Consider the following 26413-nt stretch of genomic DNA (forward strand, 5'->3'; position numbering starts at 1 on the left):
GACTCCTTAGACGTCGAAGTCGACGGTAACTTCTTCGCTGGTGGGGTGGGACTGGCAAGTGAGGACGTAGCCCTTGTCCAGCTCGTCCTGTTCAAGGGCGTAGTTCTCATCCATGGTCACGGTACCGGTGATCAGTTTGGCGCGGCAGGTGCCGCACACGCCGCCGGCACACGCGAACGGAACGTCAGGGCGGACGCGCAGCGCTGCGTTGAGGATGGATTCGCGGGCATGCGTCGGGCTGGCGACGTCGCCGGTCAGACCATCAAGGGTGAACGTGATCTTGTAGGTGTCCTGCGACTCGTCCTCCACAACAGGACGGCCGGCGTTGCCTTCAGGGCGGTCCGGTCGGCCGGTGGTGAACAGCTCAAAACGGACGTGTTCCGGCTCCACGCCGCGGGCGGCGAGGGTATCCCGGCACAACTGGACCAGCTCGAACGGCCCGCACAGGAACCATTCATCAACGTCCTCGGCGTGAATCGCCGAAGACAACAGGGCCTGCAGCTTCTCCGAGTCGATGCGGCCGGTCATCAGCGGCGCGATCCGCTGCTCCCGGGACAGCACATGGTGCAGGGCCAGGCGGGTGGGGTACTTGTCTTTCAGGTCCGCCAGTTCCTCCAGGAACATGACATCCATGGCGGCCTTGTTGGCGTACACGAGGTCGAAGGTGGTTTCCGGGTTGGCCGCCAGCAGCGTGCGCGCAATCGCGATGACCGGCGTGATGCCCGACCCCGCGGCGATCGCCACGAAGTTGCCCGGCTCCCCCGCCAGCTCCTCCGGGTGGTTCATGGAGTTCATGACGTTGTGCTGGATCGGTGAACCGTCCTTGCCGTGCCGCGAAATGAACGCACCCTGCGGGCTCATCACATCCAGTACGTCCCCGGCCTTCAGTTCGGCATTAGCCCACGTGGAGAACAGGCCGCCCAGGTCCTTCTTGATGGCCACCCGGATCTCGCTGCTGCCGTCCTCGAAGCTGCGCGGCTCTGCGCAAATCGAGTAACTGCGGCGGACCTCGTGCGGCTCACCGTTCTCGTCCGGAAGCGTCGTGCGCAGGGCGACGTACTGGCCCGGGAGGTAGTCATACTGGCCGGCAAGTTCCGCCGGGACACCGAACGTGACCTCAATGGCATCGTCCGTGAGGCGCCGGATTTCCGCGACGGTCAGGTTGTGGAAAGACGCACGACGGCGGCTGGCCGTCTGTGTTTCGGTGGTCATGGCTGCTTCCTTAGAGGACTTTGAAGTAGTCGAACGGTTCCTTGCAGTCCTGGCAGACAAACAGCGCCTTGCAGGAGGTGGAACCAAAGCGGGTGAGTTCCTTGGTGTTGAGCGAGGAACACTGGGGGCATTTCACGGCCAGGCTCAGGCGGACGGGACCGGAATGGCCGCCGGCGGCAGCCCTGCCGCTGGGCGGAGCAATCCCGTACTCCTCCAGCTTGGCCTTGCCGGATTCGGTCATCCAGTCAGTGGTCCACGCCGGCGACAACACCAGGTTGATGTGGACGCCCGCATAGCCTTCGTTCTCAAAAGCCTTGCGGAGATCGTCGCCAATGGCGTCCATCGCCGGGCAACCCGAGTACGTGGGCGTGATGGTGACCTCGACGGCGGTACTTGCCGGGCCGTCGTCGGGAGCGCCCTCATGGTGGGGTGCCTCCGTAACGCGGACGCCGCGCAGGATCCCCAGGTCCTCGATGGTAAGGACCGGGATCTCCGGATCGCAGACCGTGGACGCGATGTTCCAGACCTGCTGCTCAGCCTTGCTGAGCGGCTGCGTTTGCGAGGGGGTTGCCACGCTGGTCACCAGCTCGCGCCGGGGTGCTCGCGGGCCAGGACCTGCATTTCGGCAAGGATGTAGCCCATGAACTCGGAGTGCTTTCCGCGCCGTCCTCCGCCGGGTGCCTGCGGGACAGCTGGAATGTCCAGTTCAGCCTCCGTCATGATCTGCCCCGTGAGGCGATCGAATTCGGCACGGAGGGAGGAAGGCTGGACTGTCACACCGGCTTCGGACAGGCGGGTGGTGAGTTCATCGTCCTCGAAGAGTTCGTCCACGTACGGCCACACGAGCTTGAAGCCCTGGATGATGCGGGCGCGGGACTCATCCGTGCCGCCGGCAAGACGCAGCACCCACTGGGCACTGTGGTCGCGGTGGTAATCCACTTCCTTGACAGCCTTGGCAGAGATGGCGGCGATCGTGGCGTCCGTGGACTCCATCAGCCGGCTGTACAGCCCGTACTGGTAGAAGCTCACGATGAACTGGCGGGCGATGGTGACAGCGAAGTCACCGTTGGGCTGCTCAAACAGGTGCGCCGAACGGAACTCGTGCTCGCGGCGGAAGTAGGCGAGGTCGTCCTCCGAGTTGCCCCATGCGGCTCCGGCGTAGGTCAGGAAAGAGCGTGCGTGCCCCAACTGGTCCAAGGCGATGTTGCCCAGGGCGATGTCTTCCTCGAGCTCCGGGGCACGGGAAATCCAATGGCCCAGTCGCTGGGCGAGGATCAGGCCGTCGTCGCCCAGGCGAAGGGCAAACTCAGCCACATCCTCGTCGGGCTTGATCTGGCCGCGGCTGATTTCCAGCGCGATGTCCTCAGGGCGCAGGGCGTTGCCCGGCGTGATGCGCGTTGCGCTGGCCGAACCGTCACCGGAAGCTCCGGCTCCGTGAACGCCGACGGAGATATCGCCGTGGCCTTCGATTGCGAAGTCAGTGTCTTTGGTGGTCACGTCTTTGGTGGTCACGTCTTCAGTGGTCACAGGTGCTTCACGCCTTCGCTCTTGGTGTAGTAGGTGGCGTGGCGGTAATCCTTGCCCTGCGGGGACTCGAAGAAGGCACCCTTGGCATCGGGATCACTGGAGGAAATCGCCTCGGCCGGGACAACCCAAATGGAGACGCCCTCGTTCCGGCGGGTGTAGAGGTCGCGGGCGTTCCGGAGGGCCATCGCCGCATCCGGAGCGTGCAGGGAACCTGCGTGCACGTGGGACAGGCCGCGGCTTGAACGCACGAAGACCTCCCACAAGGACCACGGGTGCTCTTCCTTGGCGCCGCCGGGGGTGCCGGCCGGGCGGGCGGCGGGGGCCGTCGTCGTGCTTTCTGCGTTCGTAGCCGCCACCTTGGGGGCTTCGCGCTTGATCTCGCTGGCGGCGCTTGCCGGTTCTTCCGGGTTACCGTGGGGAGCCATTATGCTGCGTTCACTTTCTCTGCTTGCTTGCGGGCGTACGCCACTGCTGCTTCCCGAACCCAGGCACCATTTTCGTGTGCCTCGCGGCGGCGCTCGATGCGCTGCGAGTTGCAGGGACCGCGGCCGGCCAGGACTTCCTTGAACTCGTTCCAGTCCAGGGGTCCGTGCTCCCACTTCTTGGTTTCTTCGTTGAAACGGATGTCTTTGTCCGGGAGGGTCAGGCCCAGGACCTTGACCTGCTCCACCATCATGCCGACGAAGCGGCTGCGAAGCTCGTCGTTGCTGAAGCGCTTGATGTTCCATGCCATGGACTGCTTGGAGTTCGGTGAATCATCATCCGGCGGGCCGAACATCATCAGAGACGGCGCGTACCAGCGGTTCACGGCGTCCTGGGCCATCTGCTTCTGCGCAGGCGTGCCGTTGGAGAGCTCAAGCAGGATCTCAAAACCCTGGCGCTGGTGGAATGACTCTTCCTTGCAGATGCGCACCATTGCGCGTCCGTAAGGACCGTACGAAGCCCGGCACAGGGGCACCTGGTTGCAGATGGCGGCGCCATCGACGAGCCATCCGATGGCCCCCATGTCCGCCCAGGAAACCGTGGGGTAGTTGAAGATGGAGGAGTACCGGGCCTTGCCGGCAATCAGGTCTTCCATCATCTGGTCCCTGCTCTGCCCCAGCGTCTCTGCTGCGGAGTACAGGTACAGGCCGTGGCCTGCCTCATCCTGGACCTTGGCCATGAGGATGGACTTGCGCTTCAGGCTGGGCGCGCGCGTGATCCAGTTGGCTTCCGGCTGCATGCCGATGATTTCCGAGTGTGCGTGCTGCGAGATCTGGCGCAGCAAAGTCTTGCGGTAAGCCGCCGGCATCCAGTCGCGCGGTTCGATGCGCGAGTCCTCCGAAATGATGCGCTCAAAATACGCCTGTCCGGCTGCCTCCCGCTCCTGCTCTTCCGGGGACAGCTCAGCGGGCACTGACTGCAGATTCTGCGATGCCATGGTTGCTCCTAATAAATTACCGACCGTTCGTTCAGAATATGCGGAGCGGATGATGTCAGTCAAGCGTTCACCGGAAGGCCGCGTCAGCGGTTTATGACTGTTCCCGTGGCCTGGCGTTGTTGACAAGGCTCCTGAGATTCCCCGTGTTAACTTGGGGTGGGGCCTCAACCGCCCCATGCCAACGCAAGAAAAGAGCCCTACGTGCAATCGCCCCAGCCCTTCCGAATCCTCACCGTCTGCACCGGAAACATCTGCCGCTCCCCCGTGGCCGAGAGGTTGCTCCAGGCTGGGCTCAACCAGGTAAGTCCCGGATCATTCGAGGTCCGCAGCGCCGGCACCCGGGCCATGGTGGGCGAACCCATCCAGCCCCTTTCGGCACAGATCATCAGCACCTTCCGCGGAACTCCGGACGATTTTGCGGCCCGGCAGCTCACCCAGAAGATCCTCCGGGAAACGGATCTGGTGCTGGCCATGACGTCCAAACACCGCGGCGAAGTTCTCCAGTTGGACGCATCGCTGCTGAAACGCACGTTTACCGTCCGCGAATTTGCGCGCATGTTGTCCGTCCTGGAGACCCGCGACGGCGCTCCCTCCACCGGGAATATCGTGGACTTCTGGCGCGACCTCCCCGCCCGCGCAGCATCTGTCCGGCACCTCGCGCTCCCATCCGATCCTGCCGACAACGACGTGGTAGACCCCTACCGACGAGCGGAAGAGGTCTACCACCAGATGGAGGATCAGTTGGCCCCGGCCATCCTGGGTATCCTCCGGTTCGCGCGCCTTACGGCGCCGGCCTAGTTATCAGCTGCTAGTTCAGGGCGATCACCAGCATCTGGTTGGTTCCGGGGATGCAGGTCTGCAGGACCACCGCTGGGAATCCGCCGAACACTGCTGCCACATCATTGGTGGTGCCGGGGTTGGGCACTTGGCCCCTGCCCGTGGCCGTGAAGGTCCCGTACCCCGGAATGGAAACCGTCTCACCAACACCGATCCCCGAGAACCGGGCCCATCCTCCGCAGAAGTCGTGCTCGGTGATGAACACGGCGTAGGCGTTGGTTGGCGTGTAGTTGATCGGGCCGATGCACGCATCCACCAGTGATTGTCCACCGGCACCGGCCACGTAGATGGTACGCACAGCGGGGGCAGGAGCAGGTGCCGGTGCCGGCGCTGCCACGACGGCAGGGGCGGCTGCGGCCTGGGCCTGCGCAACCGGGGCCTGCGCAACCGGGGCCTGCACTGCCGCCGGCGGGGCGACGGGCGCAACAGGCGGTCCAGTGAGCTTCAGGACCTGGCCCGGCACGATTACCGAATAAGCACCCAGGCCGTTCGCAGCCAGCATGGCGTTGACGTCCACACCGAACCTTGCGGCAATGGAGCCCACCGTGTCACCGGATGCCACCGTGTAGAGGTTGGGGTCACCGGCCGGAGGGGCGGGTGCAGCTTCGGCGGCCGGCGCGGGCTCGGCAACTACCGCGGGGACGGCGGCCGGTGCGGCCTCTGCGGGAGGTGCCGCAGCCGGTACCTCTGCGGCCGGTGCCGCCGCTGGTGCCGCCGCTGCGGGAGCTGCCTGGGCGGCCGGTGCGGCGTCCGCGGATGGTGTCGAAGCTGCGTCGGACGACGGCGCCGCCGCTTGTTCATTCGACACTGATTGTTCGACACTGGCCGGTTGCGTGGCCCAATTGACCACCCCGAAAAGCAGCGGAATCAATGCCAGTAATGCAAGAACGGCGCCGGCAATCATGAGCTTGGATTTACTGAACGGCGTATGCCGGACAACGCCATTGTTCTTACTAAGGGAAGTTTGAAGATCTACATCATTCATGTTCATGGGAACTCCGGGACTCCATGGCTTGGACCGCGCGTGGGAGCCGTTGTGGCCCAGGTGCAGAAAGCGCAGCTATATATAGGGAGGAGCACCGCCGCACTACGGCGGGGTGCGGTCCACCGCTGAGCCGGAGGAACGGAATTGCAATAAACCCCTGCGAATTCAAATATAGGAATTGGCCACTGCCGGCTGCACGAGTAGGAGATACTCGACTTTCCCTGCAAGGGAAGCGCGGCGCTGTCAGGTATTACGCAGTTTCCGGGAACGGACTACTTGGCAGTACTCAGGTCCCGGTTGATGGGACGTTGGCGGGAACAGCTGCAGCCTTGCGCGCTTCACAGGACATTTATTGTGCCCTGAACGGGTGTTTTCAGCGTATGCTCTCCTCAGCGCAGCTAAGACGGCGTCGTTCGCTTTTGGTGGGGCCACTTTTGAAGGCAGGGGTTCAGTGGCGGGAGTGAAGCACGAGGTTCTTTCGAAGCGCTCGTGGTCGGGACGCGGAATGCCGTTCTTCCTGATTGCGGTTGCCTTCTGCGCAGTACTGCTGGCCGTTGGCCTGGCAAGCGGAACCGGCACCAATACAGCCCAGCTCGCAGGTGACCTGGCGATCCTCACAGCCGTCCTGACGGCACTGACGACCCATACACGCGCAGCCCTCAAACAGCCGGTCAACGCTACGGGCCGCTGGTTCGTTGTGGCGGGACTGGCGCTCTGGTCTGTCGGCCAAGGCATCTGGACGTTCAACGGCATCACCCTCGACCACGACTACCCTTTTCCGTCGTTCGCCGACGTCGGTTTTGTTTGGTACGCGGTACCGGCCTCCATTGGCTTGGTCCTGCTTTTGCGCGGACAGGGTTTGCGGCTGCCTTTGCGCCGGGCCATCCTCGACACGGGGGTAGTGGCGAGCTCCACGTTCTTCATCGCGTGGAGTTCGGTCCTGGGTCCGCTGGCCGGTGCCAAGGACAGTGACGCCTTTGCCCGGATAACACAGATGGCCTACCCCATCGCAGACGTCCTCATGGTCTCCGTGGTCATCGTCCTCACCATGCGTGCGGCCCGGGGGCGCAGACTGCCGTGGCTAAGCCTTGGCATCGGTTTCTGGATCCTTGCCCTCACGGACCTCGCCTACATGCGGCTCACCCTGGAAGGCATTTCAGGTGTCACAGGATCGCCCTTGGCGCTGGGGTGGGTAGTAGCCTTCCTGCTGGTGGGCATAAGCCCGCTGGTGCCGGAAACCGGCAGCAATCGCAAGGACGGCCGCGGTTATGCCGCCGCCCTTGAGCTGCTCCCCTACCTCCCCGTTTTTAGTGCCGTGTTCTTCTCCCGGACCGGCCCCATCGGCGCCGACCCCGTCCTGCTGGTCACCGGCCTGGTGGTCCTGGGGTTCGTCATCGTGCGCCAGGTGCTGATCGTCGTCGAAAATGTGACGCTCACACGCGACCTCGAGTCGAAAGTGGCCGAACGCACGGCCGAACTTGAGGGGCTGGGGGCGATCGTCAATTCCTCCGGCGACGCCATTGTCGGCGAAAGCCTGGACGGTGTCATCACCAGTTGGAACCCCGGGGCCGAAAAAATCTTCGGGTATCCGGCCTCGGAGGTGATCGGCAGGAAGGGCGACTTCTTCATTCCGGCAGCTGCGCAGGAGGAAGAGCGCCGGGCAATGGACGTCACAGCCCGGACCGGGGACGTGCAGAACTACGAAACGCAACGCGTTCGCGGTGATGGGGCCACCATCCCTGTTTCCGTCACTCTCTCCCCTGTCCGGAACGCGTCCGGGATACGCGGAGTGGCCTTCATTTCGCGTGACATCACTGCACGCAAAGCCGCCGAATCCGAACTTATGGCCGCGCGGGAAGCCGCGTTGGAAGCAAGCAGACTCAAATCCGAATTCCTGGCCACCATGAGCCACGAGATCCGGACACCACTGAACGCCGTGATCGGGCTGACCTCATTGATGATGGACACGCCGCTCAGCGAAGGCCAACGGCAGTACGCCCAAGGTGTGAAGGGAGCCGGCGAAGTCCTCCTCACGCTGATCAACGACATCCTGGATTTCTCCAAACTCGAAGCCGGGAAAGTGGATCTGGAAGTCACTGCCTTCGACCCCCGGGCACTCGTGGAAGAAGTCGCCGGACTCGTGGCCGAGGCCGCACAAGGCAAAAATCTGGAACTCATCTCCTACTGCCATCCCGATGTTCCGGGACGGCTCATGGGCGACTCCGGCCGCATCAGGCAGATCCTGGTGAACCTCTCCTCCAACGCCGTGAAATTCACCCCGTCCGGAGAAGTCGAAATCAAAGTCTCCGTGCTGGGGACAGATGCCGGTAACGCCTCGCTGCGCTTTGAAGTCCGTGACACGGGAATCGGCATCAGTGCCACCGACCACCACCGCCTGTTCGATTCCTTCGCCCAGGCAGATGCTTCAACTACGCGCCGCTACGGTGGAACCGGGTTGGGGCTGGCCATATCCCGGCGGCTCACGGAGGCCATGGGCGGCCGCATCGGTGTGGACAGTGAGCTGGGCAACGGCAGCAAATTCTGGTTCGAACTGGAACTGCCCATCGGACCGCCGGCCTCGGAAACTCTCACCCTGCCTGCTTCTTTGGCGGGCAAGAGGGTGCTGGTGGTGGACGACAACGCCACCAACCGCCTCGTGCTGGAGACTCAGCTGGACAGCTGGGGCATGACGCCGGTGGCTGTGGCCGATGCGTCCTCCGCGATGACCGAATACCGCAACGCCGTCCTGGAAGGCCACCCCTACGACATCGCCGTGGTGGACATGTGCATGCCGGACACCGACGGTCTGGAGCTGGCACGCCTCATCAACCATGAAAGCACCAACCCCGGAACACCCGGGATCATCCTGCTGACCTCCACCATGTTGGTGGACAAAGTCGATCTGGCAGCAGCCGGGATCCGCGAGTACCTCACCAAACCCGTCCGCAGTTCCGAGTTCTACAACCGGCTCCTTCGCCTCATGGCCACCAGAACCATGCGTGCCCCCGCAGCACCGGCACCCTCAGCGGCCGCTCCGTCCGCCGAGCCGGTAGCACGGCTGGGAAAACTGCTCGTGGCAGAGGACAACGAGGTCAACCAGCTGGTGGCACGCGGCATGGCGAACCGCCTCGGTTACGGCGTGGACATAGTCGAAGACGGCGCACAAGCCGTGACGGCGGCCCTCACCGGGAACTACGCGGCGGTACTCATGGACTGCCACATGCCGGTCATGGACGGCTTCGATGCCACCCGCGCCATCCGCGCCCGCAACGGGCATTCGGCCCGGATCCCCATCATCGCCATGACGGCCGGAGCCCTCAACGAGGACCGCGAGCGCTGCTTCGCTGCCGGCATGGACGACTACATCAGCAAACCCGTCGACCTCGCTACTCTGGGAACCGTACTGGCGCGTTGGGTGCCGCAGTTGGAAGAACCGACGACGGCGGAAGCCGCCGCTGCTCCCACACCGCCCGCCGCCGGGGTGCCGCAGCCGGCGGAAGCACCGCCGTCGGACGCGGTTGTTCTCGACACCGGGCGCCTCCAGATCCTCCGCGAACTGGGACCCGACGACGGCGTGGGCCTGCTCCCGGCGGCCATCGAGGCCTTCCGGCAAGATGCCGGCGGAACCGTAGAGGCACTGCGGTCAGCCATCGACGCCGGGCAACCGTCCGCCGTCGAAGCGGCCGCACACAAACTTGCAGGCGCAGCAGCCAACATCGGAGCCGTGGGCGCCGCAGCCTTGTGCCGGGAACTGGAAACCCTTGGCCGGGAGAGCAGGCCGGAGCTGGTCGCTGATGGAACGCGGCTGCTGGAGCGGCTGACCGCAGAACTGGCAAGGGTTGACCATGCCCTTGAGCGCATCTTATTGGGAGCCCTATGAAGATCCTTATAGCGGACGACGACCAGATCTCCCGCATGATCACCAAAGCGGCCGTAGAACAATCCGGGCATGACTGCATCGTGGCCGTGGACGGCGACTCGGCCTGGCAACTCTTCCAGGAGCACAGACCGGAAGCCGTGGTGACGGACCTGATGATGCCCGGGCTCAACGGGCTGGACCTCTGCCGTGCCATCCGGGCAGCGGAGAAGGACAGGTACACCTACGTCATCCTGGTGACCTCCCATGGCTCGCGGAAGGACGTCCTTGCGGGAATGGAAGCAGGAGCCGACGACTACGTCACCAAACCCCTGGACCCGTTCAGCCTGCACATCCGGCTCCTGGCCGCCCAGCGTATTACGTCGCTGCACGCGGACCTCGCCCGGTACCGTTCGGCCCTGACCGAGCAGGCACGCACGGACCCCCTCACCAAGGTGCACAACCGGCTCAAACTTTCCGAGGATCTGGGAGACCTGCACGACGGAAGCCACGGCTACTGCCTGGCCATGGTGGATGTTGACAACTTCAAAAGCTACAACGACATCTACGGCCACCAAGCCGGGGATGCCGCGCTGGTGGCCATCGCCGCCACCCTTTCCGGCGAAATCCGGGCCACGGACGCCGTGTATCGGTTCGGCGGGGAAGAGTTCCTGTTACTGCTCCGGGAACAGTCGGCGGCTTCTGCGGAAAAGGTCATGGAACGGGTCCGGTCAGCCGTTCATGACCTGCGGATCGAGCACTCTGGCGACCCCGACGGCGTCCTGACCATCAGCGCGGGAATCGCCGCTTCCTCGGGGGGCCACCCCGCCGGAACCGAACAGCTCCTGCGGGAGGCCGACCTCGCCCTGTACGCGGCCAAAGCTGCAGGCAGGAACAGGGTGGCCTTTGCCCATAACTTCTATGCGGAATGATCTGTGCGTGGCTGCAGCTGCCGGCTAAATCCGCCGGCCAGGATCCGGTCCTGGCGCAGGGTCAGCATGTTCCTGTTTGTATGGTGTTGTTTCGTTTGACGTTGCTGGTGCCGGGTGCCAAGTGGATATCACCTGCTGCACACGCCCTGTTGTCGGTGGCGACCACGTTGGTGATCGGGCCTTGAGCGCCGAAGTCGCCTATGTGGATGGCGTCGTAGCTGCCTTCGGGGAGCACGTGACCGAATTCCAGATCGTGGATGTAGTTGCCGCTCAGGATCACCCCAGTGACTGCCCCGGTGCGGTTGTCATAATAGCCGGTACGGATACCGTACGGCGCCCCGTAGAACTCGTTATCGGCGACTTTCAGGTTATAGATCGAGTGGTTGCCGACCGCTAGTTGCATGCTGCTGCCCCGGTGTCCGCCCCGGACCGTGTTCCCGATGTAGTTGATGTCGTGAGTGGTTCCATCGATGGTGTGGGCTACAAGGCCGTCGTCACCGTCGGTTCCAACGCGCTGGTCGATGGCATTGCTGATGACATCGCCGAAGGATGAGTCCAGGACGTGAATGCCGTCAAGCTGGTCATATTTGCCGCTCGTGACCACAACGGTGCTGCTGTTCTTAACACAGAACTTCGTGGTCCCGGCGGCGGCGATGGAGTATGTGAACGGGTTCTTTACATGCACCCCATCCACGAGGTTGTTGGAGCCGCCCCGGATGTCCACGACGTACTCGCTCAAGCGCCCGTCCAAACTGTTACTGGCTGGGAGGGTGTTGCCTGAATGGTCCGCCGTGAGGTTCGTGATCGTGGTATTCGTGGCGTAGTTGGTGGTGACAATGGGGTAACCACCGTACGGTCCTTTTGCCGACAGGAAATCCGGGCCTGCTTTGAGGATCGTGGCCGGGCCTGCGCCCTCCAGTTTCACATTGTTCGCCATTCTTAGCTTGCCGTTGATGATGTAGGTGCCTGCTACAAGTTTGACGACGCCGCCCCCGGCTGCTCCTGCGGCGTTGATGCGGTTTTGGATGGCGCTTGTGTCGTCCCCGGCATCGTTGACGGTAGTAGTGACTGTGTAGGCCCTGGTGGCGGTGCTGCCTGTCGCGCCGCTCTTGGTGCATGCCGCATCCGCAGTTGTGGCCGTGGGAGCTGCTGACAGCGAAAATCCCCGACCGGCTGTTGCTGTCGACGTCGCCGTCGCCGTAGCAACAGGCGCCCCGGCCATGGCGAGTGAGGCAACTGTGGCCGCTACCGCCAAAGCGGTCCACCGCCGTCGTGGTTGCGCCCCGGTACGGCGCATCGGCAGTCCCAATTCAATGTCAGCAGTTCCCACTGCGATCCCCCAAAGTGTCAAGACGCTCCGCCGGCGCCGTTCGTCGGACTCTGCGTATGGACACACTCACCGGGCAAAACGATGAACCTCGTCCCGTGGATAACGTCAGTGAAGTCACCATCCGGCATCGGCCCCGGGAACAAAGTAGCTTTCCGGTTTCCGTGGAATCCCGCCGTCGGGAAAGAGCGCCTCTACCTGGGAGGCGTACTGCCTGATCCGACGCTGTTTCCCGGCAAGCCCGTCGTCCCAGGACCAGGGCTCGTATCCCAGCTGGTTCATGAACCGTGAATCGTGTCCGGCCTGGAGGTCGTAGGGGAAATCCGAGTACATCACCAGCCTGTCCCGATGGTCCGTCCCCAGTTGGCGGGTAATCAGATGGTCCACGTGTTTCCCCACGCCGGCCGGGCAGAAGAGCAGCTCCGCCTGAGTCTCCGCCAGCAGCGTGGCGACGGTGGCTGCGAGCGAGCGGATGAGCCCCTTGTCCCCACGCGAAATCCTGCCCTGGGCGATGTCGAAGCGGTAGGTGGGGTAACGGTGGGTGAACTCCGGAAGGAGCCGGTCCCATGCGCTGCTCCCCCACCGCGCCGGCCGCCGTCGACGCCGGAAGAGGGCATCCACGGCCCCGAGGTGAAGGGACTGAACGCCCATGTCCGTCAGGACCTCCCGGTCCTCACTTTGCCGGGCCCTGTAAAGGCCACCGGCGTCCCCCACCACGCATTGGCGCAGGAACGACCCCGCAGCCCTGGTGTGCGGGCCGGGATCTGCGTCGGAGAACAGCGTGGCCACCACTATTTGGCGGCCACGGGCCTGGGCTTCAATCAGCGCTCCGCAGGACAACACGGCATCGTCGAGGTGAGGGGAAAGGACCAGCCAGGGCGCATCCCCGGCCATGGACCGTTCGATCCTGTTAAGGAGTTGCACGTCAAGCCCCTTCCCCGGATGCGGTCGGTTTCAGGGTTGCCACCGCGTCCTTGTACGCTGCAGCCTGGCGCTCGGCCAACACGTCCCAGTCATACGCAGCGGCGAACCGGCGTCCCTCTGCTGCCACCCCGTCAAGCGCCGGCTCCGTGTATCGGAGGGCGATCTCATCAGCCAGCTTGGCGACGTTCAGCGCTTCGACCAGCCAGCCGACACCCGTCGGGACGATCTCACGGAGGCAGGGGATGTCGAAGGCAACCACGGGGGTCCCCACCGCCAAGGCGTCGATGGCAACCAATCCGAAGGTTTCGTGCCGGGACGGCACCACCACGAGCCGCGCATCGCTCAGCGCCTGGAACTTTTCGTCACCTGACAACCATCCGAGCATCCGCACGCGTCCACACAGTCCCGTCTCCCGGATGCCTTCGCGGAACCTGGCTTCATCCGGACCCGTGCCGGCCACCAGCAGGTCGCCATCCACCCGGTCACAGCATTGCGCCCAGGCTTCCAGGAGGAGGTCCAGGCCTTTGTGGCCGTACTCCAGGCGGCCAATGAACATGACGTCCTTCCCCAGATGTGGAATGGGTTTCCACGCGGCCGGGTCCACGCCATTTCCGATCACGTCCACGTGGAGGCGCGGATTCAGCTGCGTCAACCGCTCCGCGATTCCCTGCGAAACAGAGATGAGCCTCCGGTGCGAGCGCACCCCCAGCCGCTCGAGCCAGTGCAAGGGGAGTTTGTACTGCCGCGCCTTCTCCCTGGCATGGAGCCACTGGACAACCCCGATGGTGGGGCGCCGGGTCCAGAGCGGTGCGGCCATCGTTGAGAAGGGGGCAAAAAAGTCCTCCACCACCAGGTCTGTCTTCCCGTGCCTCCTGAGGGTTTCAAACGGCAAACACAGAACATACGCCAGGAGCCTGGACAGCCGGTTGCGGCCTTCCCCGAGGCCAATGGGGACGTAGTGGACCCCGTCCTGGACACGCTCTTCCCATCCTGGATACCGGGTGGTGAGGACCGTTACGTCGAAACCCCTCGCCGCCAGCCGTTGGTTTATCTCGTGGGTCCTCACGGATCCTCCGCCGGCTCCTGGCATGCGTGGATCTTCGAAGCCCAGATGCAGTACTCTCATCTATTTTTCCGTTCCGTAGCTTTTGGAGGGCTCACCGATGTTGGTCATCGCCGCCTGTTCGAGATCAGCCGGTTCGACAAACCAGATGGTCGTTTCGCCGTTGGTCGGGCCCGGCGTCGAGACCAAGGGCCTCGCATGCTCCTTCAACCAGGCGAGCATGGTGGGATTGGCATAGCCGTAGCCTTGGCTGGTGGGTTTGGATTGGGTCAGGATGTAGCTGGCCCCGTTCTGCTTCATCAGGGGCGCCGAAGGCCAGATACCAAACCGCGGGTCATCCAGATAGGCGAAGTGGCCTGTGCTGTTGGTGACGCTGATCCGTGCGTCCGCTGGCAGGTTCGCCTGCACCCAGTCGTTGGACCGGACGAAGCCGTTGTCCACCGTCAATTCAGTCCGAAGACCCAGCACCACGGTCAACGCCACGAAACAGACGCTGACGACGCCCAGGGCTCTGCCTGCGCGGTGGTATTTCTCTTTGAGCTCCACCACCACAATGACCGAACACAACGCGCCGGCCACCATGACGCCGTACCCGTACTGTTCCTCAAAGGTGCCAAACGCGGCGCTGTAGACGCCGGCGGCTCCCAGGGCCAAGCCGCCGAGTCCGATCAGTCGCCTCCCGGCATGATGGCTGAAGCACAGGATGAGTCCCACCAGCGGGCACAGGCCCAGCAGAAGATAGCTCGTGCCGAAATGCCCGCTTTGCTCAATAAGGCGCGACACCAAGCTCGGTGATCCTTCAGAAGTGAAGCCGGTGGTCTTCTCCACACCGGACATGCGCACCAGCCCGTGGGTCTTTGCCCACACCCAATCGGAAAAATGACCGCCGGCGGCAACCACCAGCAAGTAGCTTGCATAAGGCAGTGCGCCGAAGACTATCAGCACCAGCGCTTCCCGCCACGGAAGGGTCTTCTTCCACACAACGGCGGCCAGCACGGGAGCCAGCGTGCAAATGAAGAAGAAGTCCTTGCACAGGATGGAGTACCCGAACAACAATCCGGCAGCCATCAATCTGAGGAACCATCGCGCCCTGCTCCCAGGCTCGCGGGCGCCCACAAGCAACAACATCCCGGCCAGCGCGGGAACCATGGCAGATGTCTCAAGGAAGGCGTGGCTGTTGTTGCGCAGGATGAACGGTTCAAAGGCCAGGAGCACGACGGTAAGCCATGCAGCGGTCTTCGTGGCCAGATGGTCGACCAACAAGAATCCGAGCCCCACGGTGACAGCCCCCAGAACGCCGTTGAGCCACCGTAGCTGCAGCGTCACATCGATGATGTCCCCGAAAATGCCGAACACCTTGATGACTCCTGCTTCAAGCAGGAAATATCCGGGCGGATGCAGGAAGAACGGCCCGTCCGGCAGCGTGGGAAACATGCCGTTGCTGACCGACTCCCCCAGCCGCACATACAACATTTCATCCACCCACAACTCGAAGCCGCGCTCCAGCCCCAGCGCCCGGACACCGAACGCTGCGACAACAACCGAGCCGACTGCCAGTGATTTATTGGACGCTCCTCTTCTGATCCAGGCCGGCAGGCGCCCCGCGCGCCGGGATCCCGTGTGGTTGGACCGACGGCCGGAACTCCTTCTACGGGCACCATGAGTGCGGCGGCGGAAAAACTTGAAGTCATTCCTGTGTGGCAGCAACCCACGCTGATGCGCCAAGACAGCGACCCCGCTGATCATGGCGGGCAGAAGCCAGAGCAGTGGCTGCAGGTGGGCGGCCACGCCGAGGACCACGATCAGGGCGACCGCCAGGATGGCAAAACGGCCTGCTCCCTTTCCCGGGTTGGCGTTGGCCAGCACAGGGCGGGCCAGAACAGCCATGACCAAGGCCGCCGACACTGCCCCGGCCGCGGCACCTGCCGCCATGCCCGGTACCCTGTTCAACTCCCAGCCGACCCACAGGCCGCCAACCACCAAGAGGCATGCACATGCGAGGCCCAGTTGGCATCGGCGATAGGCGCGCACAGCCAGAAGGATCGTGGAAAGCACCATCAGGACGGCATAACCGAGACCTGATGCGGCCAGCCACGGGAGGAGGTCAATGGAACCGTGGTACTTCCGGGGAATCACCAGGCCGGCCAGCAGAGGCGGTGCCGTGGCAATGATGGCAAAGGCCACCACGGCCAACTGCCCGAACGAGGAAAAGGCTCCGGCAAGAATCCGGCCAACATCAGCGCCAGGGCTCCGCAACAAGGGGAATGCCACCAGCGCGGTTCCGGCCGCCACATAGACGGGCCCCTTGGCCAAGGTGGAGAGGGCCTGGAACCCAGCCGCTGCCACCGATCCCTGGTCCAGGAAACCAACCACCACCACGTCCATGCCCACCAGCACAGACACGACGCAGAGAACTGAGGCGATGTCGCTGGTTTCCGCCCAACGCCATTTCTCACGCAGCACCCTGGGACGCCAGCGCAGGTCACGGTAGAAAGCCGGCGGTACCACCAAACCCGCCAAGGCCCCCACCGCGAAGCCCGTCACCGCGCCCCCGGCACCCCAAGCCAGCACGGCCACCACCAGGCTGACAAGCAGCCTGACCACAACCTCGGCCACGGTTCCCAAGGCGTACCACGTAAAGCGCAATTCGCCCTGGAGCCATCCGGCAGGCACCGCCACCACAAAAATCGTGAAGGAGGCCAAGCCGACAGCAAGAGCCATGGAGGGGGTACCAATGACGAGAGTGAGGCAGCCTGTCACGATGGCTGCCACCAGCCCCGCCAGACACGACACAAAGACCGAGAACGACAAACCATCCCGCCGACCCTCCGAGCCCTCCGCGTGAACAGCCACGGTGTGGGAAAGAGGAAGGGGAACCAGCGCAGCGGCGACGATGCCCACAATGCCTACCAGCATCGCGGCCGCTGCGAACAGGCTGTAATCAGTGGTTGGAAGCAGGGCCGCCATCAGCAACGTGCAGGCATAGCTGACCACCCCGACTACACCGGCCGAGACCGCAAGAAGGCCACTGTTCTGCGATATATTCGTGCCTTGGTCCGGCGTTCGGTTGGCGCGGCCTCCTGTGTCCGCCTCCCGGGAAGGGAAAGGTGCGGTGTCCGCGTCCACGGAGCTATTGGCCATCGATTACGTCAGCCGGAGCAAACAGGCTTTCGGGTCCGGCAAGAAGCGTGTAGCGGCCCGCCTGGCGAAGTTCCGGGTTGGCAACGCCAATGCTCTGTGCTGCAGCGAAAGCCTCGAATTCGTCGCGTCCCTTCATCAGGATCGCCACGCGCCCGTCATTGCTCAGGGCTACTTCATCGGTAGGCCGCAGAATCGACTTGAGGGATGCTCCGTGCGGCAGTTCGAAACGAACCAGGGTGGAGAGATCCGAGTGACAGGCCCGGGGATCTCCACCGTCCCGCCGCAACTTCTCCTCTTCCAGCAGCACCCCCGTGAGCAACCTGGTGCTGCGCTCCCAAGTGAAACAACGGGCCCACTCACGGCACTCATCCGCAATGTCCGTGAAACTGCCCGGCTGGGACAGCGTGGCCATGACTTGAACCATGGTGCGGCCAATATCGGCAGGGTTGTCCACCAGCCAGCCTGTCCTGCCATCAACCACCGAGTCCCGTATTCCGGGCACGCGAAGCGCCAGGCAGGGAACTCCCCAGGCCGCGGCCTCAACCACCGAACAACCCCAGCCTTCGGAGGCCGAGGTGGAAGCTGTCAGCCAGGCCCTGCCCAGCAGTTCGTCGCGGACGCCGTCGGGCTGATAACCATGGAATGTCACTGCATGATCCAGGCCAAGATCCATCGCGATCTGCTGCAAACGTGCCCGTTCCGGCCCGTCCCCAACGATGTCCATCCTCAGGTTCGGAACGCTTCGTGCGGCAACGGCGAACTGGCCCAGCAGCAGATCCAGCCGCTTATGCGGCACCAAACGGCTGACGACGGCGACGGTTGGCTCAGTTGCCCGTGTGGCCACTGCCTTGGGGATGTCGATGGTGCCGTTCGGAACCACGTGGATGGGGCTTCCAAAGCCAAGCTTCCGCAATTCCAGCCGCGTTGACGGTGACACCGCAACCATCGAGCGCCGCCCGTAGACCCTCTTGGCTCCTGCACTCTCCAGGAACCTGCCCACGGCAGCCAACGGTGGAGAGAACCTGCTGCGGAACTGCTCCTGATGGACGTGGTGCACCAGCTGGATGATCGGAACATCCTTGGGCAGGAACAGCGGGGAAAAGAACGGAATCCCGTTCTGGCAATCCACCACGGCGTCGAACTGTCCGGCGCTGCGCAGGAGTCTGGCTGCGGTCTTTCCGTAGATGGACAGCGGTCCGCCGGCACGGAGTATCCGGATGCCGTCGATTGCATCCTCCGGCAACTGGCCGGCGTCGCGCGCTGTGAACCAGGTGACCTTTACGCCGCTGTCCACCCACCTCTTGGATATCTGGTGCATGTATTGCTCGGCACCGCCGGCAAGGGAGTGCCGGATATCGCGCCAGTTGAGCACCAGTACCCGCTTTCCAGCAAGCCTCGCGGGAGAGTTCATGTCGGGCAGGGCAAAGGTCATGATGTTGCTTTCTGAAGTTGGATCACTGATGCGAAGCTGGCAACGCCATCGTGGAAGGGACGGAAAGTGGACTCAGCACCATCCGTCCAGGCCACGGGGAGTTCGATGATCCTCGCGCCGTTGTTCTGTAGTCGCAGGAGGAGTTCGACATCGAAGGCGAAGCCCGTGCTCCGGCACTGCACCATGGCCGCGGTGAGCGCGTCGCGTTCGAAGAACTTGAAACCGCACTGGGTGTCCTGGATCCCCTTGACCTTGGAGCGCGTCAATACCCGGAAGGCTGTGCCTCCCATCCGGCGTCCCAAATGCTGGGGCCGCACAAAGGTGGAACCGGGCGAATGGCGCGAGGCAATGACAGCGGCTGCGCCGCGCGAGAGATGGGCCATGGTCTTGCTGAGTGTTTCCAGCGGAGTGGCGAGATCGGCATCGAAGAAGCCGGTGAATTTCGATGTTCCGCTCAGCAGGCCACGGCGGACTGCCGCCCCCTTGCCCCGGCGGGCGCAGCCCACCACGGACACCGGCACGATGCCGCGCTGTTCACGGGAGATCCGGCGCACCACGGCGGCTGTCTCATCCACACTGCCGTTGTCCACCACCACGATGCGCGACGACCATGCCTGGCCGGCCAGAAAGTCGATGGTTTGGTGCAGGGTGTGGGGAATCCTGGCGGCCTCGTTGTAGGCAGGAATGATGACCTCAAGGTCCACGACGGACCGGCGCATGGATTCGGAGGGCCACCGGGGATGAGGATTCCCTCTCTTGCCGGGGTGAAAACTTTGCGGGTAAAGCGTGAACATCCGAACCTCCAACTTTCCGGGCACCGTACGAAATCGTGCTCGCCTATAAGCAGTGGGGGTGCTGCGCGAGTCATGACGCAGATCCGCGAGGATCTCCCGGGAGATGGGGTCGCTCCCGGCTTCCCGGGACGTGCCCGGCGCTCTGAGCGAAATTGCTGGTTCAGTGTCGGAGCGCGTCTATAGAGTGGCCCCATGAGCCACATTTCTTCTGCATCCCAGGTAACCCGCGAAACTGTTCCGGAGCCGCCCGTTGCCAAGCGGGTTCCCACCCGGCGGGAACACCACGGCGATGTTTTCGTGGACCAGTACGAGTGGCTCCGGGACAAGGAATCACCGGAGGTCGTGGAGCACCTGAAAGCGGAGAACGCCTACCAGGAGGCCGTGACTGCGCACCAAGAGCCATTGCGCGAAGCGATGTTCCAGGAGATCAAGGGCCGCACCCAGGAAACGGATCTTTCGGTCCCCAGCCGCAAGGATGGCTGGTGGTACTACAGCCGCTCGGTGGAGGGCAAGGAGTACAGCATCCAGTGCCGCGTCCTGGCCCGGAACACGGGCGATCCCGTGGCGGACTGGACTCCCCCGGCCGTGGAGGCCGGCGTGGAACTGCCCGGCGAGGAAGTGCTCCTTGACGGCAACATCGAAGCCGAGGGCCAGCCGTTCTTCAGCGTCGGCGGCGCTGCCGTGACCGTGGATGGCAACCTCTACGCCTACGCAGTGGACAACTCCGGGGACGAACGATTCACTCTGCGGATCAAGGACCTGCGCACAGGCGAACTCCTTCCGGATGTCATTGAGGACATTTTCTACGGGGTTGCCTTCTCCCCGGACGGCACCAGGCTCTTCTACACAGTGGTGGACGAGTCGTGGCGGCCCTACCAGGTGAAGGCCCACGTCCTGGGCACGCCCGTCACCGAGGATGAGGTTCTCTACCAGGAGGACGACGTCGCCATGTGGCTGGGCTTCGACCTCGCCTCCGACCGTCGCCACCTCGTGCTCAGCATCGGCTGCTCGGAGTTCAGCGAAACCCGCCTGCTTCGTTTCGACGACTACGAATCCGGCCTCAGCACCGTCATTCCACGTGAAGAGCACATTCTCTACGAGGCCGAGCCCTTCCTCCTGGACGGCCGGGAGACCCTGCTCCTGACCCACAACAAGGACGCCATCAACTCGATGGTCAGCCTGGTGGACCCGGCGGAGCTCACCAAGCCCATCGCCGCGCAGAACTGGCGTACCGTCGTCGCGCATTCGGACGATGTCAGGGTCAACGGCGCAGGCGTGACCTCCACCCATCTGGTTCTTTCCATCCGCAAGGACACCATCGAAAGGGTGCAGGTGCTGCCGTTGGCAGGGCTGGGCACCCCGGCGCAGGGCGCACCCGTGGAGCCGGCCTTTGACGAAGAGCTCTACACGGCAGGCGTTTCGGGCTCGGATTATGAAGCCCCCGTGATCCGGATGGGCTACACCTCCTACTTCACACCGTCACGGGTGTACGACTTCGTCCTCCCCACTCCCGGGCTGCCCGATGGCCAGCTTCTGCTCCGCAAGGAAAGCCCCGTCCTGGGCGGCTACTCCTCTTCCGACTACGTGGCGACGCGCGAATGGGCAACGGCCGACGACGGCACCCGGGTCCCGTTGTCGGTACTGCGTCACGCTTCGGTACAGCCTGACGGCACTGCGGCGGGTCTCGTCTACGGATATGGCTCGTACGAGGTCAGCATGGACCCCGGATTCGGCGTAGCGCGGTTGTCACTCCTGGACCGCGGCATCGTCATGGTCATCGCCCACATCCGGGGCGGCGGCGAACTGGGACGCCACTGGTACGAGGACGGGAAGAAGCTCAACAAGAAGAACACCTTCACGGACTTCATTGCCGCAACGGACTGGCTGGCATCCTCGGGATTGGTCGACCCCTCGCGTATTGCCGCGATGGGCGGCTCCGCAGGCGGACTGCTGATGGGCGCCGTCGCCAACATGGCCCCCGAAAAGTACGCTGCGGTGGTGGCGCAGGTCCCGTTCGTGGACGCCCTGACCACCATCCTGGACCCCGAGCTGCCTTTGTCCGCCCTCGAATGGGAGGAATGGGGAAACCCGATTACCGATCCCCAGGCGTATGCGTACATGAAGTCCTACACTCCCTACGAGAATGTGGGAGCCACGGCCTATCCAAAGATCGCCGCTGTGACGTCCTTCAATGACACCCGTGTGCTTTACGTTGAACCGGCCAAGTGGGTCCAGGCTCTGCGCGCCACCTCCACGGGGACGGAGCCGATCGTCATGAAGATCGAGATGGACGGCGGCCACGGTGGTGCGTCGGGCCGCTACGTGCAGTGGCGCGAGCGTGCCTGGGACTACGCCTTCGTGGCCGACTCCCTGGGCGCCACGAAACTGCTTCCGGGAGCCGGCCTCAAGTAGCCCTTGAGCGGAGGATGGCGTAATACCCCGGGATCACATCCGGAACCGATGGGTTGCTCAACGGGCGGGTTTCGATGTTCGTCGCGCCGTCCTCCACAAGGTTCCAGTCCGCCGTCGGAAAGGCCTTGGCGCGCTGCGCCGCGCCGAAGCGGCCCGGCATTGGCAATCCGCGGATGGCCCATTCAAGCGGTGCAGGGATCGACTTGCGGGTAGCGCCGAGGTGGCTGACGTAGTCCACGGGGGTGCCGGGAAAGTTGGTCTCTGCCAGGAACACGCCGCCACGGCGTCCGACGACGGGCAGCAGGTTTGCCGCCAAGGCTGCACGTCCTTTGCGGTCCAGCACGTGCAGCACGCCTCGGATGAAGACGTTGGAGTCGCCGGTCCAGCCCGCCTTTTCCAGCGCCGTTGCGACAGTCTGCGCAGCGTCCGGTGCCGTCATGTCGCACACGGCGAATGCCGCCGTCGTGATGCCGGCTGACTCCTGCCGGGCGCGGTCGATGGCGTTGGCGGAGTAGTCGAGCCCCAGGGCCAGGGGGAAGTGCCCTGCGAGGAGCCGGGTGAAACTGCCGTTGCCGCATCCAACGTCCACCACAGGGAGGGCCGGGTCAAGTTTCGCCAGCTTGGGAAGGTAGCCGTTCAGTTCATGGTCGCTTCCCGAGTCCCAGAGGACATCGCCGCTGGCTCCCGTCGATCGCACGTTGCCCCAGTATTGGTCCCAGGCGGTCAGCGGATCCTTGGGCGCCGAAGAGGAGAGCCTGATGAGGCGTGGGATCAGCAGGTACTTCCTCAGCGCAGAGAGCATGCTCCAAATATAGGGTGCCTTATCCCTGCACCAGCCACTCCAGCGCTTCTGTTTCGGAGGTGAAGAATTTGGTGGGACACGGCGGCTTCATGATGCCCAGGAAGAAATTGGCAATGACCCGGTCCACCGGCGACGAACCCCAAAGGGCGATCCTGTTGGCCTGGCAGGGTTTGGCGAAGACGGAGCGGGCGCCGCGCGTGACGTCGTCCGTGGTTGCCATGTCCACAATCATGGGGTGGCGTTCCTGGCCGCACAGCTCGTTGACCCGATCCATGGCCCGCTGTGCGTCCCCTTCCTTGATCCTGGCGCCGCGAGGCCAGGTAAGACGCAGAATTCCGGACTCTTCAAGCTCCAGCTCAAACATCACCTGCTGGTGTTCCGGCGGTGTGGCGGGTTGGTCCACGATGCTCCTCATCCGATTCTGGGCCACAGGCAGTGGGCTTCGGTGCTTCTTCAAGGCTGTCGAATCCGAAGGACAATGTAAAGGCGTGACCCACGACTCATCCAGCCCGTTTGCTGCGTGGCGTCCGTACGCCCCCACGCCGCTGATAGGGTGTTGCCACATCCGGAATTTACGTGGTTAAGCGTTGAAGGGAAGGGGCTCAGTGGGCCAGGACAATGCCGAAGTACAGCATTCCCTTTCCGCCGTGGTCGCAGATTCCGATGCGGACCGCTCGGCCGTGACATCGGCGGCCCTCGCCGCCGCGGGCTTCCGCGTTCTTCCTGCCAAGGACGCCGGCGAAATCGCTTCGCTGCTCCAGCACGAGCGCCCCGCGGTAGTGGTAGCGGAAAGCACGCTCGGGCAGTCCCTCCGCAATCCCGGGGTCCCGGTCCTGCTCCTCCTCGGTGAAGACGAATCGCTGGATGTGGAAGCCGTGGAGTCATGGCGGGTTGCCGACTACGTCATGAGCCCGGTCCGCGGGGGCGAAATTGTCCATCGGGTGCAAACCCTGATCGGCCGCTCCAAGGAACGCGCGCGCTCCCGGGGCGAGGTCGAGGCCTTGCGCGAGAGCCTGCGGGGAGTTTCGTCAGCGATCCGGGAAACGAACGACCCCCAGCTGATCGCAGACCACGTCGTCCAGGGTTTCGGCGACGCCCTGGGTGTGGACCACGTCTGGTTCGCGACGTTCCAGGATGAACGGGTCCCCAGCATCCGCGCCCAATGGAGCCGCCCGGGACGCCAGATGCTTCCGGCAAGGCTGGGCGGCAGTGAGGGCGCCATCATGGAGGTGGCCAACAAACTATGGGCTGCGGCAGATGTGCTGGCCATTACCGACCACCGTGAGGACCCCGACTCGGCCATCGCCCAGGCCCTGAAAACCTGGTCCAACGAACTCAACCCCGTCTCTACAGTGCTGCTGCCTGTGGGCGAGGGCGCATCGGCCATGGGCATCATCCTGCTCTCCACAGTGGAGGACCGGCACGAATGGACCCGGCCCGAAATCGCACTCCTGCAGCACGTGGCCGGAAACGTTGCGCACGGACTCATCCAGGGAAACCTCATCAGCGCACAGCAGCGTGTCCTGCACCAGCTGCGGCAACTGGACAAGGCCAAGACTGACTTCCTGGCCACCGTGAACCACGAGCTTCGCACCCCGTTGACCTCCATCACGGCCTACCTGGACATGATCCAGGACGGTTCAGGTGGCCCGGTTCCCGAGGGCATCAACAGGATGCTGGACGTCATAGCCCGGAACTCCAGCCGCCTGCGGAAGCTCATTGAGGACATGCTGACGGTTTCGATGCAGGACGGCAGCAACCTCGACCTCAAACCGGTGGACATCGCCAAGCTCCTCCAGGTTGTCGTGGCGACGCTGAGGCCGCTGGCAGAGTCCCGCCACGTGTCGGTGTCTGTCACGGAGGGCCCCGAGGACATCGAAGTCACCGCGGACGAGGCAAAGCTGGAACAGGTCTTCACGAACATCGTGGCCAACGCCATCAAGTTCACCCCCGAGGGCGGCCGGGTGGGCATCAGCAGCGCCGTGTCCTCTTCCAAGGATGGCGGCCGGGCAGCGTTGGTAAAGATCGCAGACAACGGCCTTGGTATCCCGGAACACGATCTCCCCCATATCCTGACCCGTTTCTACCGCGCTTCCAATGCCACCTCGGCAGCAGTTCCCGGCAGCGGCCTGGGCCTGGCAATCGCACATGACATCATCAGCCGCCACATGGGACGCATGGTGTTTGACTCCACCCTCGGCTCCGGGACCACGGTGTCCGTGGAGCTGCCCGTCGGCGGACCTTAGGTTTCGAGGCCCTGTGACAGCCCTGTCAATGGCTCAGCCGGACCACACCCGGGCCGTCACTAATGCGCGACATAATTTGAAACAAAAATTGATGCCCCAGGCAGCGGCCCGGGGCATCAATTTTATGTCAAGTGGCCTTGAGAGGCTCCCCCAATGTTTAGTTCGGCCACCACCCGATGCTGGTGGTGTTCGTCTTGGTTGTGGTGGTGCTGTTCGGCCACCAGCCGATCGCCGTGCTGTCCTGCGAAGGCTCGGCATTAGCCGGAGCAGCGAATCCCGTTACTGCCAGAACTGCCGCCATGAGCAGGGTTGCCGCAAATTTTTTCATCCGCTATGCCCTTTCGTACTGATGCGAATTGTTGACTGTGACTTGAATAAAGTCACGGGGCAAACTATACGAGCTTTTCTCCGGCAATGACATGGATAATGGGCACATGAATAGTCCCCACCTCGCCTCGCACCTCGTGGCCGGTCTCACGGCCCGTGCCAAATGGAAGGAACGGGATTTCGACGAGGCCTTCAGGCTTGCGGGTGAAGCCGCGGAGCTGGCCTCGGACGCCGGGGACGACCATTCCTGGTGGGACATGCGCTATTTGCAGGCCGAATGCCTCCGTGACCGGGGACGGATCGAGGAATACCTTCAACTGGCCACAGAGCTGAAGGACCACAGCTTCACAGCCACTTCCCCCGAGCTCGGCGCGAAAGCGGGAACCATGGTGGCCGTGGCATACCAAGGACTGGGCCGGCTCGCGGAGGCTGCCACCACCGCAGCCGATGCCGCGAAACTCGCGTCCTTGGACTCCGATTTGCTGTACGTGCAGATCCTGGCCCAGCGTGCGCTTATTGCAGCCCTGGCAGAAAGCCGGCTCCTGGATGACGCCTGGCGCGAATGCCTTGTCCTGGAAACGTTGATCACCGACGACATTGACGAAGACACCGCAGGCAAAGGCTATTGGGTCATAGGAAACGTAGCGTTCCTGGCCGACCGGGTGGCCGATGGCGGCAGATATCACGACCTTGCCGCGGAACGGCTTTCGCCGTCGAAAGACGTCGATCTGTGGGCACGCTTCAACCGCGCCTCGGCGGAAATGCGGCTCCAGGCCAAGCTCGACGACGCCGCCACCTTGCGCTGCATCGAACGGGCCGAGCTCGCCACCGATATTGTGGGCGGCTCAGAGCGGGACCACCTGGAAATGTCACTGGTCCGCGCCCACTGGAATTTCCTCAACGGCCAAATGAAGGAGGCCCTGGCCATCCTTGAGCCGTTGAGTGCCCGCTCCTCCATCTTGGCCACCCAAACCGCGGCCGAAGCGCACTCCCTCCTGGCCCGGGCCCTGTTGGACTCCGGCCGGACGGACGACGGCCTGGCAGCATGCGAAGTCGCAGCAAAGCTTTTTGACCAAGCAGCACTGCCCGAGCGCAGTGCGGCGGTTCGCGACTACTTGCAGAAGACTGTTGAACTGCAGGACGGGCCACGCAAGGTTTAGTTGTGGCCGAGGCAAG

At 63.7% G+C, this 26413-nt stretch carries 21 protein-coding genes; 6 read left to right on the forward strand and 15 right to left on the reverse strand.

Annotated elements, in window-relative coordinates; all coding sequences use genetic code 11:
* Positions 1-6: 6 nt before the first annotated feature.
* Genes paaE through paaA form a run of 5 tightly spaced genes read right to left on the reverse strand, consistent with a single transcriptional unit; the run spans position 7 to position 4159 of the window.
* The gene (gene paaE / locus ACNAOU_RS17435; RefSeq protein WP_422757358.1) at positions 7-1212 is read right to left on the reverse strand and encodes a 1,2-phenylacetyl-CoA epoxidase subunit PaaE; all 1206 of its coding nucleotides are present in this window, start codon (positions 1210-1212) and stop codon (positions 7-9) included.
* A 10-nt stretch (positions 1213-1222) separates the two neighbouring features.
* Positions 1223-1795, reverse strand: a complete 573-nt coding sequence (paaD, locus tag ACNAOU_RS17440; RefSeq protein ID WP_422757359.1) for a 1,2-phenylacetyl-CoA epoxidase subunit PaaD — start codon at positions 1793-1795, stop codon at positions 1223-1225.
* Positions 1792-2709 carry a 1,2-phenylacetyl-CoA epoxidase subunit PaaC gene (paaC, locus tag ACNAOU_RS17445; protein WP_422758692.1) on the reverse strand — a complete coding sequence of 306 codons (918 nt, stop codon included), beginning with the start codon at positions 2707-2709 and terminating at the stop codon, positions 1792-1794. Before paaC ends, paaD begins: the two co-directional genes overlap by 4 nt.
* Before the next feature lie 26 nt (positions 2710-2735).
* The gene (gene paaB, locus ACNAOU_RS17450; protein WP_039242708.1) at positions 2736-3164 is read right to left on the reverse strand and encodes a 1,2-phenylacetyl-CoA epoxidase subunit PaaB; all 429 of its coding nucleotides are present in this window, start codon (positions 3162-3164) and stop codon (positions 2736-2738) included.
* Entirely contained in the window at positions 3164-4159 is a 996-nt protein-coding gene (gene paaA, locus ACNAOU_RS17455) for a 1,2-phenylacetyl-CoA epoxidase subunit PaaA (RefSeq protein ID WP_018776925.1), read from the reverse strand. Before paaA ends, paaB begins: the two co-directional genes overlap by 1 nt.
* A 201-nt stretch (positions 4160-4360) precedes the next feature.
* On the opposite strand from paaA, the gene ACNAOU_RS17460 reads away from it, so the two are divergent.
* Positions 4361-4957 carry a protein tyrosine phosphatase gene (locus ACNAOU_RS17460; protein WP_064721460.1) on the forward strand — a complete coding sequence of 199 codons (597 nt, stop codon included), beginning with the start codon at positions 4361-4363 and terminating at the stop codon, positions 4955-4957.
* A 10-nt stretch (positions 4958-4967) separates the two neighbouring features.
* Here the strand turns inward: ACNAOU_RS17460 and ACNAOU_RS17465 are convergent, their stop codons facing one another.
* Complete coding sequence (locus ACNAOU_RS17465; RefSeq protein ID WP_422757360.1) at positions 4968-5987, reverse strand: LysM peptidoglycan-binding domain-containing protein; 1020 nt, start codon at positions 5985-5987, stop codon at positions 4968-4970.
* Positions 5988-6348: 361 nt separating this feature from the next.
* Between ACNAOU_RS17465 and ACNAOU_RS17470 the strand changes: the two genes are divergently transcribed.
* On the forward strand, positions 6349-9861 hold the full coding sequence (locus ACNAOU_RS17470; protein ID WP_422757362.1) for a response regulator: 3513 nt from the start codon (positions 6349-6351) through the stop codon (positions 9859-9861).
* On the forward strand, positions 9858-10769 hold the full coding sequence (locus ACNAOU_RS17475; RefSeq protein WP_422757363.1) for a GGDEF domain-containing protein: 912 nt from the start codon (positions 9858-9860) through the stop codon (positions 10767-10769). The genes ACNAOU_RS17470 and ACNAOU_RS17475 overlap by 4 nt, the downstream gene beginning before the upstream one ends.
* A 61-nt stretch (positions 10770-10830) precedes the next feature.
* On the opposite strand, the gene ACNAOU_RS17480 is transcribed toward ACNAOU_RS17475, so the two are convergent.
* The 6 genes from ACNAOU_RS17480 to ACNAOU_RS17505 all read right to left on the reverse strand — a co-directional run bounded on the left by ACNAOU_RS17480 (position 10831) and on the right by ACNAOU_RS17505 (position 19375).
* Positions 10831-12099 (reverse strand): glycosyl hydrolase family 28-related protein, encoded by a 1269-nt coding sequence (locus ACNAOU_RS17480; protein WP_156369753.1) that lies wholly within the window; start codon positions 12097-12099, stop codon positions 10831-10833.
* A gap of 114 nt (positions 12100-12213) precedes the next feature.
* A complete protein-coding gene (locus ACNAOU_RS17485) occupies positions 12214-13020 on the reverse strand; it encodes a PIG-L deacetylase family protein (RefSeq protein ID WP_082010230.1) in 807 nt (268 codons plus the stop codon).
* 1 nt (position 13021) lies between these two features.
* The gene (locus tag ACNAOU_RS17490) at positions 13022-14146 is read right to left on the reverse strand and encodes a glycosyltransferase family 4 protein (protein ID WP_039242718.1); all 1125 of its coding nucleotides are present in this window, start codon (positions 14144-14146) and stop codon (positions 13022-13024) included.
* Positions 14147-17224, reverse strand: a complete 3078-nt coding sequence (locus ACNAOU_RS17495; RefSeq protein ID WP_422757364.1) for a hypothetical protein — start codon at positions 17222-17224, stop codon at positions 14147-14149.
* Complete coding sequence (locus tag ACNAOU_RS17500) at positions 17214-18656, reverse strand: glycosyltransferase family 4 protein (RefSeq protein ID WP_422757365.1); 1443 nt, start codon at positions 18654-18656, stop codon at positions 17214-17216. Before ACNAOU_RS17500 ends, ACNAOU_RS17495 begins: the two co-directional genes overlap by 11 nt.
* The gene (locus ACNAOU_RS17505; protein ID WP_018776935.1) at positions 18653-19375 is read right to left on the reverse strand and encodes a glycosyltransferase; all 723 of its coding nucleotides are present in this window, start codon (positions 19373-19375) and stop codon (positions 18653-18655) included. Before ACNAOU_RS17505 ends, ACNAOU_RS17500 begins: the two co-directional genes overlap by 4 nt.
* A 267-nt stretch (positions 19376-19642) precedes the next feature.
* On the opposite strand from ACNAOU_RS17505, the gene ACNAOU_RS17510 reads away from it, so the two are divergent.
* A complete protein-coding gene (locus tag ACNAOU_RS17510; RefSeq protein WP_422757366.1) occupies positions 19643-21862 on the forward strand; it encodes a S9 family peptidase in 2220 nt (739 codons plus the stop codon).
* Here the strand turns inward: ACNAOU_RS17510 and ACNAOU_RS17515 are convergent.
* Entirely contained in the window at positions 21855-22664 is an 810-nt protein-coding gene (locus ACNAOU_RS17515; RefSeq protein ID WP_422757367.1) for a class I SAM-dependent methyltransferase, read from the reverse strand. The genes ACNAOU_RS17510 and ACNAOU_RS17515 overlap by 8 nt on opposite strands.
* 19 nt (positions 22665-22683) lie before the next feature.
* Positions 22684-23067 (reverse strand): STAS/SEC14 domain-containing protein, encoded by a 384-nt coding sequence (locus tag ACNAOU_RS17520; RefSeq protein WP_039242755.1) that lies wholly within the window; start codon positions 23065-23067, stop codon positions 22684-22686.
* Positions 23068-23269: 202 nt separating this feature from the next.
* Here ACNAOU_RS17520 and ACNAOU_RS17525 point away from each other — a divergent pair, with 202 nt between their 5' ends.
* Positions 23270-24910, forward strand: a complete 1641-nt coding sequence (locus ACNAOU_RS17525; RefSeq protein ID WP_064721450.1) for an ATP-binding protein — start codon at positions 23270-23272, stop codon at positions 24908-24910.
* Between the two features lie 157 nt (positions 24911-25067).
* On the opposite strand, the gene ACNAOU_RS17530 is transcribed toward ACNAOU_RS17525, so the two are convergent.
* Positions 25068-25238: a hypothetical protein gene (locus ACNAOU_RS17530; protein ID WP_162239598.1), complete on the reverse strand. Its 171-nt coding sequence runs from the start codon at positions 25236-25238 to the stop codon at positions 25068-25070.
* 106 nt (positions 25239-25344) lie between these two features.
* Between ACNAOU_RS17530 and ACNAOU_RS17535 the strand changes: the two genes are divergently transcribed.
* The gene (locus ACNAOU_RS17535; RefSeq protein ID WP_422757368.1) at positions 25345-26397 is read left to right on the forward strand and encodes a hypothetical protein; all 1053 of its coding nucleotides are present in this window, start codon (positions 25345-25347) and stop codon (positions 26395-26397) included.
* Positions 26398-26413: the final 16 nt, after the last annotated feature.

The sequence above is a fragment of the Paenarthrobacter sp. C1 genome, assembly GCF_049315185.1.
GTDB lineage: Bacteria > Actinomycetota > Actinomycetes > Actinomycetales > Micrococcaceae > Arthrobacter > Arthrobacter nicotinovorans.